Source organism: Sphingobacterium litopenaei (assembly GCF_014692495.1).
Taxonomy (GTDB): domain Bacteria; phylum Bacteroidota; class Bacteroidia; order Sphingobacteriales; family Sphingobacteriaceae; genus Sphingobacterium; species Sphingobacterium litopenaei.
On sequence record NZ_JACOIJ010000002.1, the window covers coordinates 15,203 to 33,168 of the forward strand.

8 protein-coding genes are annotated in these 17,966 nt (G+C 36.4%); 7 read left to right on the forward strand and 1 reads right to left on the reverse strand.

From position 1 onward, the window contains the following. Window positions 1-223: 223 nt before the first annotated feature. Entirely contained in the window at window positions 224-901 is a 678-nt protein-coding gene (gene trmD, locus H8B04_RS01335; RefSeq protein ID WP_190301212.1) for a tRNA (guanosine(37)-N1)-methyltransferase TrmD, read from the reverse strand. 441 nt (window positions 902-1,342) lie between these two features. On the opposite strand from trmD, the gene H8B04_RS01340 reads away from it, so the two are divergent. The 7 genes from H8B04_RS01340 to H8B04_RS01370 all read left to right on the forward strand — a co-directional run bounded on the left by H8B04_RS01340 (window position 1,343) and on the right by H8B04_RS01370 (window position 17,920). Continuing rightward, a complete protein-coding gene (locus H8B04_RS01340; RefSeq protein WP_165292143.1) occupies window positions 1,343-4,585 on the forward strand; it encodes a SusC/RagA family TonB-linked outer membrane protein in 3,243 nt (1,080 codons plus the stop codon). A 5-nt stretch (window positions 4,586-4,590) separates the two neighbouring features. After that, complete coding sequence (locus H8B04_RS01345; protein ID WP_190301213.1) at window positions 4,591-6,117, forward strand: RagB/SusD family nutrient uptake outer membrane protein; 1,527 nt, start codon at window positions 4,591-4,593, stop codon at window positions 6,115-6,117. A gap of 579 nt (window positions 6,118-6,696) precedes the next feature. After that, window positions 6,697-8,001: a group II intron reverse transcriptase/maturase gene (gene ltrA / locus H8B04_RS01350; protein ID WP_223815200.1), complete on the forward strand. Its 1,305-nt coding sequence runs from the start codon at window positions 6,697-6,699 to the stop codon at window positions 7,999-8,001. A gap of 350 nt (window positions 8,002-8,351) precedes the next feature. Continuing rightward, window positions 8,352-11,309, forward strand: a complete 2,958-nt coding sequence (locus tag H8B04_RS01355) for a SusC/RagA family TonB-linked outer membrane protein (protein ID WP_190301214.1) — start codon at window positions 8,352-8,354, stop codon at window positions 11,307-11,309. A gap of 18 nt (window positions 11,310-11,327) precedes the next feature. Then, a complete protein-coding gene (locus H8B04_RS01360) occupies window positions 11,328-12,818 on the forward strand; it encodes a RagB/SusD family nutrient uptake outer membrane protein (protein WP_190301215.1) in 1,491 nt (496 codons plus the stop codon). A gap of 349 nt (window positions 12,819-13,167) precedes the next feature. Beyond that, complete coding sequence (locus H8B04_RS01365; RefSeq protein WP_190301216.1) at window positions 13,168-16,344, forward strand: SusC/RagA family TonB-linked outer membrane protein; 3,177 nt, start codon at window positions 13,168-13,170, stop codon at window positions 16,342-16,344. 7 nt (window positions 16,345-16,351) lie between these two features. Further along, window positions 16,352-17,920 carry a SusD/RagB family nutrient-binding outer membrane lipoprotein gene (locus tag H8B04_RS01370; protein ID WP_223815201.1) on the forward strand — a complete coding sequence of 523 codons (1,569 nt, stop codon included), beginning with the start codon at window positions 16,352-16,354 and terminating at the stop codon, window positions 17,918-17,920. Window positions 17,921-17,966: the final 46 nt, after the last annotated feature.

Here is a 17,966-nt window from a genome sequence, read left to right on the forward strand (position 1 = left end):
ATAAAAAAGCCCGATGTATTTACATCGGGCTTAAATGGTTTTGGTTGATTTAATAAAAATGTTCTATCTTAGAATACCAATAAGTCATTACCCGATGCTTTTCGCTTCAGGCCACCACCACAATTGATATGTAAAATTCGTTTTCATTTATATTACAAATATTGTAATTATTTTTATACAATCAAATATTATTTAATAAAAAAATAAAAAATCATCAAAATGATTAATCATTTAATAAGTCAGGTCTTCTTTCCTTAGTACGTAATAACTGTTGTTCATCACGCCATTCATTAATTTTTGCTTCATTTCCACTCAACAAAATATCTGGAACACGAAGTCCTCTCCACTCTGCAGGACGCGTATAAATAGGAGCATCCAATAAACCGTCTTGAAAAGAATCCGATAATGCTGACGTCTCATCGGATAATACGCCTGGAATCAAACGTATTACTGCGTCTACCACTATAGCCGCTGGTAATTCTCCTCCTGACAAAACGTAATCGCCTATCGAAATTTCTTTTGTAACAAAAACGTCGCGAATGCGCTGGTCTATCCCTTTATAATGACCGCAAAGTATGATAATATTCTGTTTGGTGGAAAGATCATTTGCAATTCCTTGATTTAAGGTTACTCCATCAGGAGTCATGTAAATAATATCATCGTAGTCACGTTCACTTTTTAACTTTTCAATACAAAGAGCAAAGGGTTCGATTTGCATCACCATGCCCGATCCACCACCATAAGGATAATCATCTACAGATTTGTGCTTATTAAAAGCATAGTCACGAAGATTGTGGACATGAATTTCTGCTAATCCTTTTTTCTGCGCGCGCTGAAGAATAGAATGCGCAAAAGGACTTTCTAATAAGGAGGGTAAAACCGTAATGATATCAAATCTCATGGTACAAAGATAGAAAAGATTGTAATGTTATGTGGATGTCATTAGAAATGGATTTTAATAATACGACATACAAATATGAAAATTTTGTTTAAAATATGATGTTCCAAATATTATTCTGTTTATTGTTTGTTTTTTCGAATCTATGTTAACAGAAGGATTGTTTGCATAATTTTTAGTTAGTATAGGCTTTTTGTTGAGGATTGCTAAGCAAAATGTTTTTTTGTTAAAAAACTTGCAATAACAACTTCAATACTATAGATTTGCCTTCCGTTTGTTAAAAAATGTTAAACAAACGTTATATTTACTAACGAATTATTTATTCTGAATTAATGAAGAGCATAAATATGCAATTCATTAATAGATAGTCGTCTACCGTCTATTTGCCTTTCTGGGTTGCATGTGCAATTAATATGTAAAATTTTTAAAACAATTAATAAACACATGAAACAAAAGTTACTCAGTACTATGTTTGCGCTGGCTTGCCTTGCAAGTTCGACGTATGCGCAAGATCGTCAAGTGAGTGGTAAAGTAACATCTAAGGATGGGGCACCAGTGAGTGGTGTATCTATTTCTGTAGTAGGTACTACTTTCGCAACACAAACTGACGCTTCAGGTAGTTTTACCTTATCAGCGGCTCCGGGAGCTACTATCGTAGCTTCATCAATCGGTTACACAACTCAGCGTGTTATTCTTGGAAACTCTACAGTTGTTTCTATCATTTTAGAATCTGAAGATACAGCTTTAGAAGAAGTGGTAGTTGTTGGTTACGGTAGCACTACAAAAGAAGCTTTCACAGGTTCTGCAAAAAGAATTGACGCAGCGAATATTGAAAAGAAAAATGTTTCAAATATTTCACAAGCCTTAACTGGTGAGGTTGCTGGTTTGCAAGTAACTACTTCATCGGGTCAGCCTGGTACTTCATCTACTATCCGTGTTCGTGGTTTTGGTTCTGTAAACGGTAGTAGAGATCCTCTTTACGTTGTTGATGGAGTTCCTTACTCAGGAAATTTAACTTCTATCAACAATGCCGATATCGCAAACGTAACAGTATTGAAAGATGCGGCTGCAACAGCTATCTACGGTTCACGTGGTGCCAATGGTGTTATCATCGTGACTACTAAAACAGGTCGTGGTAAAGATTCTTTCATTGAAGCTGATGTCAACTACGGTGTAAACATGTCTTTATTGCCACGTTATGATGTTATTAAATCACCAGAAGAATATGTAGCATTAGGCTGGGAAGGTTTATATAACTACGCTCGTCTTTTGACTTCAGGAGGTAAACCAACATATACTACAGAAGCGCAATATATCAATTACGCTAATCAAATGTTGTTTAGATCAAGTGGCGTTGGTTTGAGACCAGCTAACAATATTTGGGAAACTTCTGACGTTTCGCAAATGATCGATCCAGAGACACGTACTTTCAATTCTAATATTAAAAGAAGTTGGAATCCAGAAAACTGGGAAGATTATGCTTTCCAAAATTCTAATCGCCTAGATGCAAACGTGAAATTTGGTGGTTCTACAGAAAAATCTGATTACTTCACATCATTTGGTTATTTGAATGATAAAGGTTATTCAGTAAACTCAGATTTCGAGCGTTTCTCAGGTCGTTTGAATTTGAACCAAAAAATTACGCCTTGGTTGAATGCTGGCGTTAACTTAAACTACGCACGTACACAACGTAATAATAATGGTCAATCTTCAGATTCAGGATCGATCTTCTGGTTTGTAGACAACATGCCATCTATCTACCCATTATTCAAACGTACTTCTACAGGTGAGATGATTGCGGATGATATTTTTGGTGGTTACCAATATGACTATGGTGATAGCAATGGTCGTCGTTTTGGTTCATTGACAAATGCGATTTCAGATGCTACATATGACATTAACCGTCATAATAGAAATGAATTATCGGGCCGTGGTTACTTAAACTTCAATATCATTAAAGGGTTGACTTTCGAAAACACTTTAGGTATGGAGTACTATAATAACGTATATACAGATAGAGGTAATAAATTCTATGGTTCTGCAGCTTCTCAAGGTGGTAGCTTATACCGTCAAACTACAGAGTTGAAGAACTTGAACTTGTTGAATTTATTACGTTATAAAACATCATTTGGTGGTGGTCACAACTTAGAGGCATTGGTTGCTCACGAGGTTACTGATTATGTATCAAGTGTTCAAACGGTATCAGGTTACAACTTGGTAGATAACGATATCTTAGAGTTCAACAACGTTGCCGTTTCTGATCCAGTTAAATCATACAAAAATGATTATACATTAGAATCGTTCTTTGGTCAAGTAAACTATGATTTCTCTCGTAAATATTACTTGTCAGGTACAGTACGTCGTGACGGTTCTTCTCGTTTCTTGAATGACAAATGGGGAACTTTCGGATCTATCGGTGCTGGTTGGATTGTGTCTAACGAAGATTTCTTCGCGAATAACTCAACTATTCCTTATTTGAAATTAAAAGCTTCTTACGGATTGTTGGGTGACCAAGCTGGTGTAGGTTACTACTCAGGATATGATTTGTACGATGTACAAAATGTAAATGACCAAGCTGCTACAATCTTCGAAACTAAAGGTAACCCAGATTTAACTTGGGAAACTTCAAAAATGTTCCAAGTTGGTGCTGAATTCGATTTAGGTAAATATGTATCTGCTTCAGTTGAATATTATGTGAAAAATACTTCAGACTTAATTTTCAACAAACGTTTTGGTACATCTACAGGTTTTGCTTTGATTAAAGTAAACGAAGGTAACTTAAGAAACCAAGGTTTAGAATTTGATGTAACAGGTCATGTTTGGAAATCAGATAAAGGCTATTTTAATGTGAGCGTAAATGGTGAAACATTCACAAATAAAATCACTAAAATGCCTACTGACCCAACTACAAATCTTCCAAAAGACATCGATGTTCAGTCTCCATATGCATGGGCTAAAGACAGATCTATCTTTGATTACTATATGCGTGACTTCGCTGGTGTAGATCCTTTGGATGGTGCTAGTACTTGGAAAGTATTCTATACTGATAATAATGGTAATGGTCAGTTTGATGCAGGTGAGCAAATTGCTTCATTGTCTCAGTTTGATAATGTAAATAACCTTGAAATTAAAGAAGGTGTTACAAAAACTTATGCTCAAGCTACTCAATACTACATAGGTAAAACATCTTTACCAAAATTAAGAGGTGCTTTCAACTTAAGTGCAGGATATGCAAACTTTGATTTAGCGGCTCAATTTGTTTACCGTATCGGTGGTTACGCTTATGACTATGCATATGCAGGTTTAATGGGTAATGGATATGTAGGTTCTAACAACTGGCATACAGATATGTTTAACAGATGGCAAAAAGAAGGAGACATCACTGATGTACCACGTATCTCTAACAACTCAAGTGCAGATCCAAGTGTAACTTCTTTGTCTTCACGTTTCTTGACTAAAGCTAACTACTTTGGTTTGAACAACGTGCGCTTAGGATATACATTCACACAAGCATTTGTTAAGAATGCAGGTATGAGCAACTTGAATGTTTGGGTATCTGGTGATAACTTATTCATGGCTACAGCTCGCAAAGGATTCAACCCAGCAGCATCTGAAAATGGTAATACAAGTACTTATTCGTACTCTCCACTTTCTACGATTTCAGTTGGTTTACGCGCTAAATTTTAATCACAATGGCAAAAAATAAATTTATATATATGGCATTGGCTGCTGCTACAATTTCGTTCAGCAGCTGTGAAAAGGATTTTTTGGAAAAAACTCCTACAGAAAAATTAACTCCACAGCAAACTAGTACGGAGTCATTGATCAAGGGTATGTATGCTCAAATGTACCAAACAGGTACTGGTGGTACTACTGGTCACGATGACTTTGGTCAAAAAGGTTATGATATTTACATGGACTTGTTGTCTGGTGATATGGCTTTGGAAGGTGTTAACTACGGTTGGTACGAAAACTTAGCTAACTTAACAGCTCCAGTAAATTTCACAGCTAACCCTAACTATACGCCTTGGAGATATTATTATGCGTTGATTTTCTCAGCAAATAGTATTATCGACAAATTTGAAGGTGTGGCTCCGACAGCTAAAAGTGATCAATACGCTTTTGCTCAAGCTAAAGCTACTCGTGCAAACGCTTATTTTTATTTGTTGAACTTATATTCACCAGAATTATACGGTACAGGTTCTGAGAAAGTTATTCCTTTATTGACATCAACTTCACAAGTTAACCAACCGAAAGCAACTGCTAAAGAGATCTTTGATTTGATTACTTCGGATTTAACTGAAGCCGTTGAATTATTAAATGGATTCTCGAGATCTACTAAAGGCGAAATCAACCAAGCTGTAGCTAAAGGCATGTTAGCCTATGCTTATGCGGCTCGTGGTACTCAAGAAGACTGGCAAAAAGTGGCTGACTTGACAAATCAAGTTATTACTTCAGGAGCTTATCCATTGACTACTTATTCTCAAGCTGCAGGTGTGTTGAGTATTGAGAAACCATCAGGTTCAGAAGGTTACTGGGAATGGGATTACAAAGTTTCTAACTCGGATGCAGGTTTCAATAATATTGAGACAGCAAGCTGGATGTGGGGTGCTGATATACAAGTGTCTACAGGTCTGGATTTAGTGTCATGGTGGGGACAAATGGACTTGTTTACGTACAGTTACACTTGGGCTGGTGACCCTAAAGGAATTGATGCAGACTTATACGATGCTATCCGTCCTAATGACGTACGTAAAACGCAATTCTATGCAGAAGCGGACTATTTACCTCTAGGTAAATTCTTCGCGCCAGATTTAATCATTGGCGGACAACGTACTATTACTACGGATTATATCTATATGCGTGTTGATGAATTGTATCTATTGAATGCAGAAGCGAATGCACATTTAGGTCAAGAAGCTAAAGCTATAGCTTCATTGAAAGCTTTACTAGCGCAACGTTTCAAAAATGCTGCTGACTATGCATACATCAATACCTTGTCAGGTAAACAATTGTTAGATGAAATTTACTTACAAACTCGAATCGAGTTATGGGGTGAAGGTAAATCATACTTAGCAATGAAACGTAATAAGGCTACTGTTACTCGTGGAGCAAATCACTTGTTCTTCGAAGGTGAGCCTTACAAATACAATGCTGATGAATTAACTTTAGATATTCCACAAGCCGAAATCATCAACAACCCTAATTTGAATAAATAGATAGAAATATAAATTTATTTAATACTTAATAAGCCCATGAGTTATTTACTCATGGGCTTTTTGTTGTGCGCCCGGCATGGGCGATAACTCTAGGGTGCAAGTCCCGAACACGCCATTACAGTTGGAAGTGTTAGCCGAAGGCAAGGGTGTCCACCGTGAGGTGGAATCTGAAGGAAGCCTCAGGCAAATTCTCGGTCTGACGGACAGAAACTACATATAAGGCCTACGACGCTGGATGAGGTTGCAACACAAACTAAAGTCCTATACTGTACAGAAGCATCAAGGTAAATGTAGCAGACACATGAGATGAAAGTTATCGTTCTTACCCGGGGAAATCTCACAGACTTGTGGAAGTTTTTTTTCAGAAGCAAGGAGTAAAGCTAGCTGTGAGAAGTCAGCCGATTTCGTAGTACTTGCTTACGGCAAAGCAAGGAAGGAATGAACCTTAAGTTAGTGGGCAATACATGAAAATTACCTAATGAAGGACAGAATGCAGAAAATTGATAAGGTTTATCAACCTGGTCACAAAAGAATAGGGCGGAACCCGAATGCTATGTGGGAGGGCAGACTTTTATTGGGATGATTGAAAAGAACCTCACCTATACAAACACAAAAGTAGATGGACTTTTAGAACAACTCCTTGACCGCCAGAACTTGAATGCTGCCTATTTACAAGTGGTTTGTAATCGTGGTGCTTGCGGTATCGATAAGATGGGCGTCGAATCCTTAGGGGATTATCTTAGAGAGCATAAGGAGAAACTTTTAGTATCCATCAAGCAGGAGAATTATTCTCCTTCTGCAGTAAGAGGAGTCGAAATTCCTAAAGACAATGGGTCAAAGCGAATGCTGGGCATCCCAACAGTAGTTGATCGGCTCATCCAGCAGGGCATTAGTCAAATCCTGACACCAATCTACGAACCTGAATTCAGTGACCACAGCTATGGTTTTCGTCCGGGTCGCAACGCGCATCAAGCGCTTCTCAAATGCAAGTCATACATTCAACAGGGGTATAATTATTCCGTAGACATGGACTTAGAGAAGTTCTTCGATACGGTGAATCACAGTAAACTGATTGAATTATTATCACGCAGGATCAAAGATGGAAGACTGATCTCACTTATCCATCGATACTTGAGAGCAGGTGTAGAAATAAACGGAATGACTAAAGTAACTACAGAAGGTGTACCTCAAGGAGGCCCACTAAGCCCACTTTTGAGCAATATTATGCTTGATGAACTGGACAAAGAACTGGAATCTCGAGGACACAAATTTGTACGTTACGCTGATGACCTTATGATACTTTGTCGTAGTAAACGGAGCTCCTCACGAGTGATGGAATCGATCACAAAATTTGTTGAAGGTAAGCTGAAGCTTAAAGTCAACAAAGAGAAAAGTGTGGTTAGCCATGTATCCAAGATTAAATTTCTAGGCTACAGTTTCTACAATTACAGAGGGGAATCACGTTTAGGCATTCACCCTAAAAGTCTAGGGAAGATGAAAGCGAAGATTAAAGTATTAACCTGCCGTAGTTGGGGTTGGAGCGATGAACAGCGAATTCTCTACTTGAGGGAATACCTCACAGGCTGGATGCATTACTTTAAACTAGCGGACATGGGGACGAAACTGGGGCATCTGGATATGTATCGTCGTAGGTTACGTATGGTCAAATGGAAACAATGGAAACACAGCAAGTCTAAAATTAGGAACTTGGTACAACTAGGTGTAAGTAAATACAAGGCGTACGAATGGGCACATACAAGGAAAAGTTACTGGCACACAGCAAAAAGCTGGATACTGACAACAACCCTTTCCAACGACTATCTTAAACAACTGGGATACCCATCTTTACTGGCAGAATACAAGCGAGTTTGTGTTACAACTTAGGGAAGCGCCGTATACCGAACGGTACGTACGGTGCTGTGGAAGGTCGGAACGAGAATTAATCCCGTTCCTCCTATCCGATTGACTGTACTTGAAGTTGTGGGTTTGTTACAAAATAATTTTGAATGAATTTCTAATATTCAATACTTCCTCCTTTTTCCTGTTTTATTTGATAAGTAATTGGATTTTTTTTGTTGTATTCAAGAAGGTAAAAATTCAACTTTTAAAAAAAAAATGGCAAAGTGTTAAAAAATGTAAAATATTTTTTTATATGTTTGTATAGTACCGTATCTAAATAATGGATAATTCGTTGTATAACAACGCTAACAATTACTAATCAAAAACAAATATTTATGAAACAAAAGTTACTCAGTACTATGTTTGCAATGACATGTGTGACAAGCTTGTCATTTGCGCAAACTCGAGAGGTGAGTGGTTTGGTTACTTCGTCAGATGGAACGCCAATTAGTGGAGCTTCTATTTCTATCGTAGGTACTAATACTGCTACTCAAACAGATGGCTCAGGTCGATTCAAAATTTCAGCGCCTGCTGGTGCAACTCTTAACGTATCGTTCATCGGATATGTATCTCAAAGAGTTTCAATAGGAAATTCCAGCAATTTAACCATTGCATTACAGCCTAATGATCAATCTCTTGACGAGGTAGTAGTTATCGGGTACGGATCTGGACGTTCTATTGGTAGTATTGTTGGGTCTAAAACTTCAATTACGGCTAAGGATATCGAAGGAAGACCAAACGCAAATGCTATAGAAGCATTACAAGGAAAGATACCAGGATTAAGTGTATTGACATCTAATGGTGAACCTTCTGCTACACAAAGCATTAGGCTGCATGGCTCAGGTTCTCTTGGAGCTAGTTCTACACCTTTATTTGTTGTTGATGGTATTCCAACTGATGCTGGCGCTATTGTATCTACAAATCCTGACGATTGGGAAAGTATTACCGTATTGAAAGATGCTGCAGCAACTTCAATCTATGGTGCACGTGCGGCAAATGGTGTTGTATATTTCAAATCCAAACAAGGGAAAATTGGTGAGCGTGGTACTATTACTGCCCGAGTGCAAAAAGGGGTGAATGATCTTGCCAGTAGAAAACATATCGAAGGCTTTATGACTACTCCAGAATTATTGTCATTCTGGGTAGAGACCGGCTATAGAACTCAAGCGCAGGTAGATGCCATTGTTGAGCAGTGGGGTGACGACACTTTTGATTGGGGAAAATATTACTATCGTGAGAATACTGGTATTGGACAATATGATATAAATTTCTCTGGGGGATCTTCTAAGACTACTTACTTTATAAGTGGTTCTTATTATGATCAAGAAGGTGTTATGTATCGATCTGGTTATACTAGAGGAACTTTGCGTAGTAATTTAACAACAAAGGTGAATGATTGGGTACGTCTAGGATTAAATTTAGCGGGTGATCAGGATAAGAGAGAAAGCAATGGGTGGGGATCAAACAATACTAACGGAGGTTTATCATTGCTAGCTCAACCTTTTTATTCAGCAATAGATGAGGATGGTAATGATTATTATGATATGGTTATACCAGGATTAGGTAGATACTCTCCAAAGTATTTAGCAGATATGCAGCCAAGTGTTGGTACGAATCAGTCATTTAATCCTACCGCATTTTTAGAGGTAACACCTATAAAAGGGCTTACCTTGAAATCACAAGGAGGTATGGACTATTATAACTATAGATCTTCAGCATTACGTTATCCTTCTTATCTCGGAGCTGTCGGAAATGGTACAAACTCTCAATCTTGGTCTCAAGGAGTACAGCTTACTTTTACTAATACAGTAGATTATAGAACATTATTTGATGATATTCATGATTTCTCAATATTATTAGGTCAGGAATCTACAAAATATGTTAATGAAGGTTTTTCAGCATCAGGATCTGGATTGACGGATGATCGTTTATTATTATTGGGTAATACTGTTGCTGCAGGGCGGGGTGTCGGTTCAAGTAAATCAGAATATGCTTATAACTCTTTCTTTGGAAGATTAGGGTATTCTTATGAAAGTAGATACTATTTAGATTTTACTTTAAGAAATGATGCCTCTTCTCGTTTTGGTAAGAATAACAGAAATGCTACATTCTGGGCTATAGGTGGTATGTGGGATGTTAAAAAAGAAAGTTTCCTTTCGGATGTTGACTGGTTGAATGAGCTTAGAATTAAGGCAAGTATCGGTACGCAAGGAAATAGTGCAATTGGTAATTATCAGGCTTTAGCTACTGTAGGATCAATTCAATATGATTCGCAACCTGCATGGGGGGTAAGTAGTCCGGGAAATCCTAATTTAGCATGGGAAGAGCAAACAAAAACTACAGTTGGAGTTGCAGGTGCTTTGTTTAATCGTGTAAATTTCAACGTAGAATTCTACAATAGAACGACTAAAAATATGTTAGTTTCTGTTCCATATCCTTACTCTTCGGGTTGGTCAGATATTACGTCAAATGTAGGATCATTGAAAAATACAGGGGTTGATTTAGAGCTTTCATTCAACGTATTTAAATCTCCAGATTACTATTTTACTCCGTTTATTAATTTAAATTATAACAAGCAAAAGATTACAGAACTTTTCCAAGGTAAAGAATATTGGATTATCCCTAATACAGGTGTGAGTTGGGCAGTAGGGAAACCTGTTGAATTCTTCTATCCGATGCAGGCGGGTGTAAATCCAGAGACTGGATTGATGCAATGGTATGTTCCTGGAGAAGATATCACTAAAACAAATAATGACCCAAGCAATGTGACATCTACTTTTAACGCTACAGCTTTGAATCAAAGTACAGGTCTTGAGCGTTATGCTCCATTTATTGGTGGTTTTGGTTTTGCATCAGGATATAAAGACATTTTCTTTGATATGGATTTTGTTTTCAATAAAGGAAAGTATATGATTAACAATGATATGTACTTTTTTGCGAATCCTTATAACTTCGCTGGATACAACCAATCTAAAGATGTGATGGATTATTGGAAAAATCCAGGAGATGTGACAAAATACCCTAAGTATGGAAGGGTAAATCAATTTGACGATGGTTTGCTTGAAGATGCGTCTTTCTTACGTTTGAAAAATATTCGGGTAGGATATAATCTTCCAAAATCACTTTTATCAAAACAAAATTTCTTTAGAGGTGCAAGACTGTATTATGTAGGAAGAAACTTGTTCACATCAACCAAATATAGAGGACCCGATCCTGAAATTGACAGTAATTTAGGTTTGGGTGTAAATCCAAATACTAAACAGTCGTTATTTGGTATTGAACTACAATTTTAACATCTAAGAATTTTAATAATGAAAATATTTAAATATATAGCTATAGGCTTACTTACTACAAATGTATTAAGCTCATGCGATTTGGACTTGTATCCATATGACGTGATTGAAACCTCACAGTCTTTTAACTCAGTGGGGGATGCAAAGAATTGGTCTGAACGATTGCATGCTGATTTGAGAGGAAGAGTATATGGGCATTACATTATGTCTACTGATATTCAGTCTGACCAATTAAATGCTACGGCAGATTATGGTAATAATTATGGAGACGTACATCGGTGGACACTTCTATCTGATAATTATCAAATAAGAGATTATTATCAAGGTTATTACAGTGCCCTTAACAATGTAAATATGACAATTGAAGGATTTAAAAATATCACTCCAAAAGATGATACTGAGACTAAGGCTTTGAAAGAATATACAGGAGTTGCTCATTTTGCAAGAGCATACTATTACTTCATGTTAAATATTCGTTTTGCGAAAGCTTATAATGCCTCTTCAGCTTCAACGGATCTTTCTGTTCCATTAGTTCTAGTGCCAGATATCAATGCGACTCCAGCCCGTAGTACAGTAAAGGAAGTGTATGATCAAATCTTAAGTGATATTTCTATTGCTAAAACTAATTTAGCTGAAAAAGCTGGAGCTACAAATGCAAAACAAATCAATCTTGACGTTGTAATAGCTTTGGAATCAAGGGTAAAATTATATATGCAAGATTGGAATGGTGCAAAACAGGCCGCAGAAACATTAATTAATTCGGGTAAATATAATCTATATACTACAGCAGAAGGTGTTAAAAATATGTGGCATAATGACGCAGGAAATGAAGTTATTTTTGCACCATTTGTATCGATTAATGAAGGTCCAAATGTAAATAATATTTATATTGGATGGAATGCAGGTACAAGCAGATATACTCCAATGTACCTTCCATCTCAATGGATAATAGACTCATATAGTGATAGTGATTTTAGAAAGGGAGCTTATTTCCTTACATCTCCTAAGGTGTATATGGCAAGTAAAGGAAAAGAATTTACAGGTACAATAGTAAACAAATATCCTGGAAATCCCGCCCTTAGAAATGCAGGTGCGGTAACAAATTACGCTCATTCTCCAAAAGTATTCCGAATTGCGGAAGCATATCTGAATGCTGCAGAAGCTTCTTTTAGAGCTCTAAATGAGGGAGTAGCACGAACTCATTTGAATACTTTGAGAGCGTCAAGAGGTTTGACAGCACTAGCGTCAACTGTATCAGGCACAGCGCTTTTGAATGAAATTAAATTAGAGCGATTAAGAGAATTTGCATTTGAAGGATTTAGATTAGAAGATTTAAAAAGATGGGGAGATGGTTTTACACGTCGTAATCCTCAAGATACTGAAATGTTGCAGACCGGAGCGGATTTTACCACTAAATCTGTTTCTGCGAATGATGATAAAATTACATGGGGTATTCCTGATAGAGATGTTGTTGCAAATCCAAATATAGTGCAAAATCCAGGTTGGTAATTAAATAATTGTATCAATAATCAAGTAGTAGGGAAGCCTACTACTTTTTTTGTTCATAAGGTTTTGTTAATTAAGCATTAAATATTGTTATTTGATCAGATTTTTTTTGTGAACGTATTGTGCATCCTAATAAAGCAAATGATAATTATAGAATATGTATTGATTCTATTGGAATGAAAAGAGATAAAAACAAGCTTTTATTACATAATAATTTATTGAGAGGTATTTAGTAATTGTAGTGGGAAATAAAATGTTAAATTTTTTAACATTTTACTTAAAAATGGTTATGTTAGCATTGGATAACGTGCTTCTGATGCGGTTGTCTAAATACTAACAAAAACTAATATTTATGAAACAAAAATTACTCAGTACATTTTTTGCAATGACATGTGTGACAAGCCTGTCATTTGCGCAAACTCGAGAAGTGAGTGGTTTGGTTACTTCGGCAAATGGAACTCCAATAAGTGGGGCTTCTGTATCTATTGTTGGAACGAATACTGCAACTCAAACTGATGGATCAGGTCGATTCACAATTTCTGTGTCTTCTGGTTCTACTTTAAATGTGTCCTATATCGGTTATAATACACAACGGGTATCCGTAGGTACATCAACTAATTTATCAATAGTTTTGGTTTCTGGCGATCAGGAATTAGATGAGGTTGTTGTTACTGCAATGGGGGTAACACGTCAAAAAAGATCTTTGGCACATGCTACTCAGGAAGTGAAAGCTGAACAATTAACTCAAGCTGCAAATAGTAATTTGGCAACAGCCATTCAAGGAAAAGTATCGGGTGTAGAAGTCACTCCATCTTCGGGTATGCCAGGTGCGTCTGCCAAATTAACGATTCGTGGTTCAAGATCTTTTACGGGAAATAATACACCATTGTATGTTATAGATGGTATGCCAATTGCCTCGACTTCTGATATCTCAACAGGAAATTCTGTCACAGGTTCGGATTACGCAACACGTGGATTGGATATAGATCCAAATGATATAGAAAGCATCAATATTTTAAAAGGGCAGGCAGCATCAGCGTTATATGGTATGCGTGCCTCAAATGGTGTGATTATCATCAACACTAAAAGTGGGAAAAGTGCAGGAAAAGGTAAAGCTCAAATAAATTATACTTCTAATGTGTCTTTTGATAAAGTTGCGGTATTGCCTGATTTTCAAAAGACATATGCTCAAGGGTCGGGAGGGAATTTCAACCCAACAGCTTCGACATCATGGGGACCATTGATTGAGAATTTAAGCAAGGATCCTGGATATGGAGGAGAAACAGATAACCAATATACAAGAAGAGATGGTAATAAACCAGGGATGTACTATTCAACTAAGCGTGCTGCGGCAGGTTTAGATCCATGGACAAAGGAAGGTGAAAGTTTTAATAACGTAGAAGAATTTCTTCAAGTTGGTTCTACATATAATAATGCTATAAACGTACTTCAAGGATTTGACAAGGGGCATTACGCAGTAACTCTGGGAGCTACAAATGCTACAGGAATTATTCCGTCTACTGGTTTAGATAGATATAATGGTAAGGTCTCTGCTCAAGTGGACTTATCGGATAAGTGGACTTCTGGATTTACAGGGAATTATGTGAACTCTAAAATTACGAAGCAAACGGGAGCTAATAATGGACTAATCGCAACATTGTATGCAGCACCTCCCTCATATGATTTAAAAGGAATCCCTTATCATATTGAAGGAAATCCTTACTCACAAAATAACTATAGAGGTGGAGGATTTGATGGTGTATATTGGGCTGTAAATAATAATGTATTTTCAGAGGATAACCAAAGATTCTTTGGTAATGGATTTACCCAATTTACTACAAACTTTACCGATACGCAAAAGCTAATTTTAAAATATCAATTAGGTGTAGATTCATATACGACTAATTATACGGACTTATGGGGATATGGTGCTGCGGGATATAGTACTGGTCAAATCGAGAATTATCATGTGTCAGTTACTGAATTAAATTCTTTAGCCACTGCATCATATAATTGGAACATAAATGACGATTTAGTATTTGATGCATTATTAGGTAATGAAATTGTAAATCGTGTGTATCGTCAAGATTACGGTTATGGTAGTCAATTTAATTTTCCTGGCTGGAATCATATGAATAATGCTTCTGTTATGCAGACCTCGCAAACATTACGACATAACAGAACTTTTGGTACTTTTGGAAGCGCATCATTAGGATACAAAAATATGTTGTATTTATCTGTGACGGGTAGGAATGATATTGTATCTTCGATGCCAAGAAACAATAGATCATTTTTCTATCCATCAATTGCTTCTTCATTTATTTTCACAGAGTTAGATGCGGTTAATAATGATATTTTAACTTTTGGAAAGATTCGTGCCTCTTATGCAGAGGTTGGTCAAGCGGGTACATATTATGAAACCTACTACGAAAGACCTTCATATGGAGGTGGATTCTCAAATGGTACTCCAATCATATACCCTATAGGTCAAATAAATGCTTTTACTCCAAGTTCTACCATCTATGATCCAGAATTGAGACCACAGAATACTAAAGCAATTGAAGTAGGTACGGATTTAACATTTTACAATGGTTTGTTTGAATTAAATTATACTTTTTCTAGACAAGATGTAAAAGATCAAATTTTTGCTGTACCATTAGCAGGATCTTCTGGATATTCTAGCATGATGACAAACGGAGGTAAAGTACATACAAATGCTCATGAGGTAACTTTAAATTTTTCTCCATATAGAGAAGGAAACTTTAGATGGGATATGTCTTTAAACTTTACCAAGATAGACAACTATGTAGATGAATTAAAAGAAGGAGTTGAGAATATTTTCCTTGGTGGATTTGTTGAACCACAAGTTAGAGCAGGTATAGGTGATAAATATCCTGTACTTTATGGTGCTTCATATTTAAGAAATGAAGCTGGTCAAATAGTTGTGGATGAAGATGGTATGCCTCAAGCGGGAGAAGAAAGAGTTATTGGTACAGTATCTCCTGATTTCTTATTAGGATTTAACACAAGATTCGAATATAAAAAATTACGTTTATCTGCTGTATTTGATTGGAAACAAGGAGGACAAATGTATCATGGTACGGGGGGAATCTTAGATTTCTATGGTGTTACACAGAAAAGTGCTGATTATAGAAGTGGTGAAGACTTCAAATTTCACTTACCTGCTGTCAAAGAAGTAAGTCCTGGAGTATATGATGAAAATGATATTATGATTCCTGCGAGCAAGGCATATGATTATTTTAATGCACTGAATGGCGTGTCAGAAGCTTCTATTTTTGGAACTTCATTTGTTAAATTAAGAGAAATTTCTATTGGATACCCAGTTTATTCTACTTCCAAATTCAAGATTGATCTAAACGGATTTGCAAGAAACATTATACTATGGTCAGAACTTAAAGGATTTGACCCAGAAGTTTCACAAGGTAATAATAATATGTCAGGAGCTTTCGAAAGATTCTCTCTACCAGGAACTTCAAGCTATGGTCTAGGTGTTAACTTTAAATTCTAAAATTGAGATGAAAATTAATATTATAAAATATATCCTTCTAGGTGCGTTGGCATTACCCTTGGTAATGTCTTCATGTTCAGAAGATAGGATGGATGAAATAAATAAAAATATCAATGATCCTGTTGATGTTAGTGCGAAATTTATAATCACAGATATTATAACCAGAACAGCATTTAATAACGTGGGAGGAGATATTAATACTTATATGTCTACGTATGTAGAGCATGAAGTAGGAACACATAATCAGTTGTGGGACGCAGAACATAGAGTGAATCAACCACATTTATCTTCCACTTTTAATAATTCATGGGTTAGTATCTATAATGCACTGCGTGATGCTAAAATTGTGATTAATAAATGTTCAGAAGGAGGAAGTGAGGAAGGAAATTATACTTCATTGGGTATTGCTCAAATTCTAGCAGCATATAATTTAGCACTTTTAACAGATTTATATGGTGATGTACCTTATTCTGAAGCTTTAAACCCTTTTGAAAATAAAACTCCAAAACTGGATAAACAACAAGATTTATATTCTGAGGTATTGAAATATTTAGATGAAGCTATTGTAAACCTTCCAAAAGGAGATGTAAGTGCAGTAGGAGGTCAAGATCTTTTATATTCTGGAGCGAGAGACAAATGGGCTAAATTTGCATATGGATTGAAAGCAAGATATACAATGCGTTTATTGAAAGTTGCAAGTAATGCTAATGCAACCCTAGAGGATGTTATAGCATTTGCGAATCAATCTTTCACATCAGCTAGTGATGAAGCAGCATTTAAAATTTATAATGCTCAAAATTTGAACCCTCTTTTTGATTTTCAATGGTCTAGAGATGGCTTAGCAGCAAGTAAAAGCCTGGCTGATAAATTAATTGAACGTAACGACCCACGCTTAAGAAGAAATTTTGTGGATGCAGATTGGGTACAAATTGATAATTTAGAGCCTGGCAGTGAGGCATATGATCTATTAGCTGTCAATGGTGAAAATGAACAAATACAGTATACTTATAATACTTCAACATTTGTTTTTTCACAAACAGCTCCGACTTTATTATTAAGTTATCACGAGATCCTATTCTTAAAAGCTGAAGCTATGCAAAGATTAAATAAACCTGCTAATGAAATAGAGGGGGTTTTAAGAGCAGCTGTTACGGCCGCAATTATCAATTCTGAAAAATCGGTGGCAACTGCGTTTACGGCGCCTACTTTAGCTCCATATGGGGGGTTAGAAGAAACGACTGATCCAATTGAAGAGAGTGAAATAGAGGATTATTTAGATAATGAAGTTATCCCATTATTTACAGCTAATCCATTAAAAGAAATTGCAATACAAAAGTATTTAGCATTTTTTGGAGCATCAGGAGAATCTACAGAGATGTACAACGACATTAGAAGATGGAAGGCTTTAGGAGGTGTTAATGAAAATTTGGTGGAGCTAAAAAATACAAACCGTTTCCCATTGAGGTTACCTTATGGAAATACAGAGACAACTACTAATCCTAATGTGCAAGCTGCTTATGGTAATGGACAGTATGTCTATTCTGAAAATGTGTGGTGGGCAGGAGGAACCCGATAATTTTATTTAATAAATATGTTAAAACTCTCCTTTAATAATTTTAAAG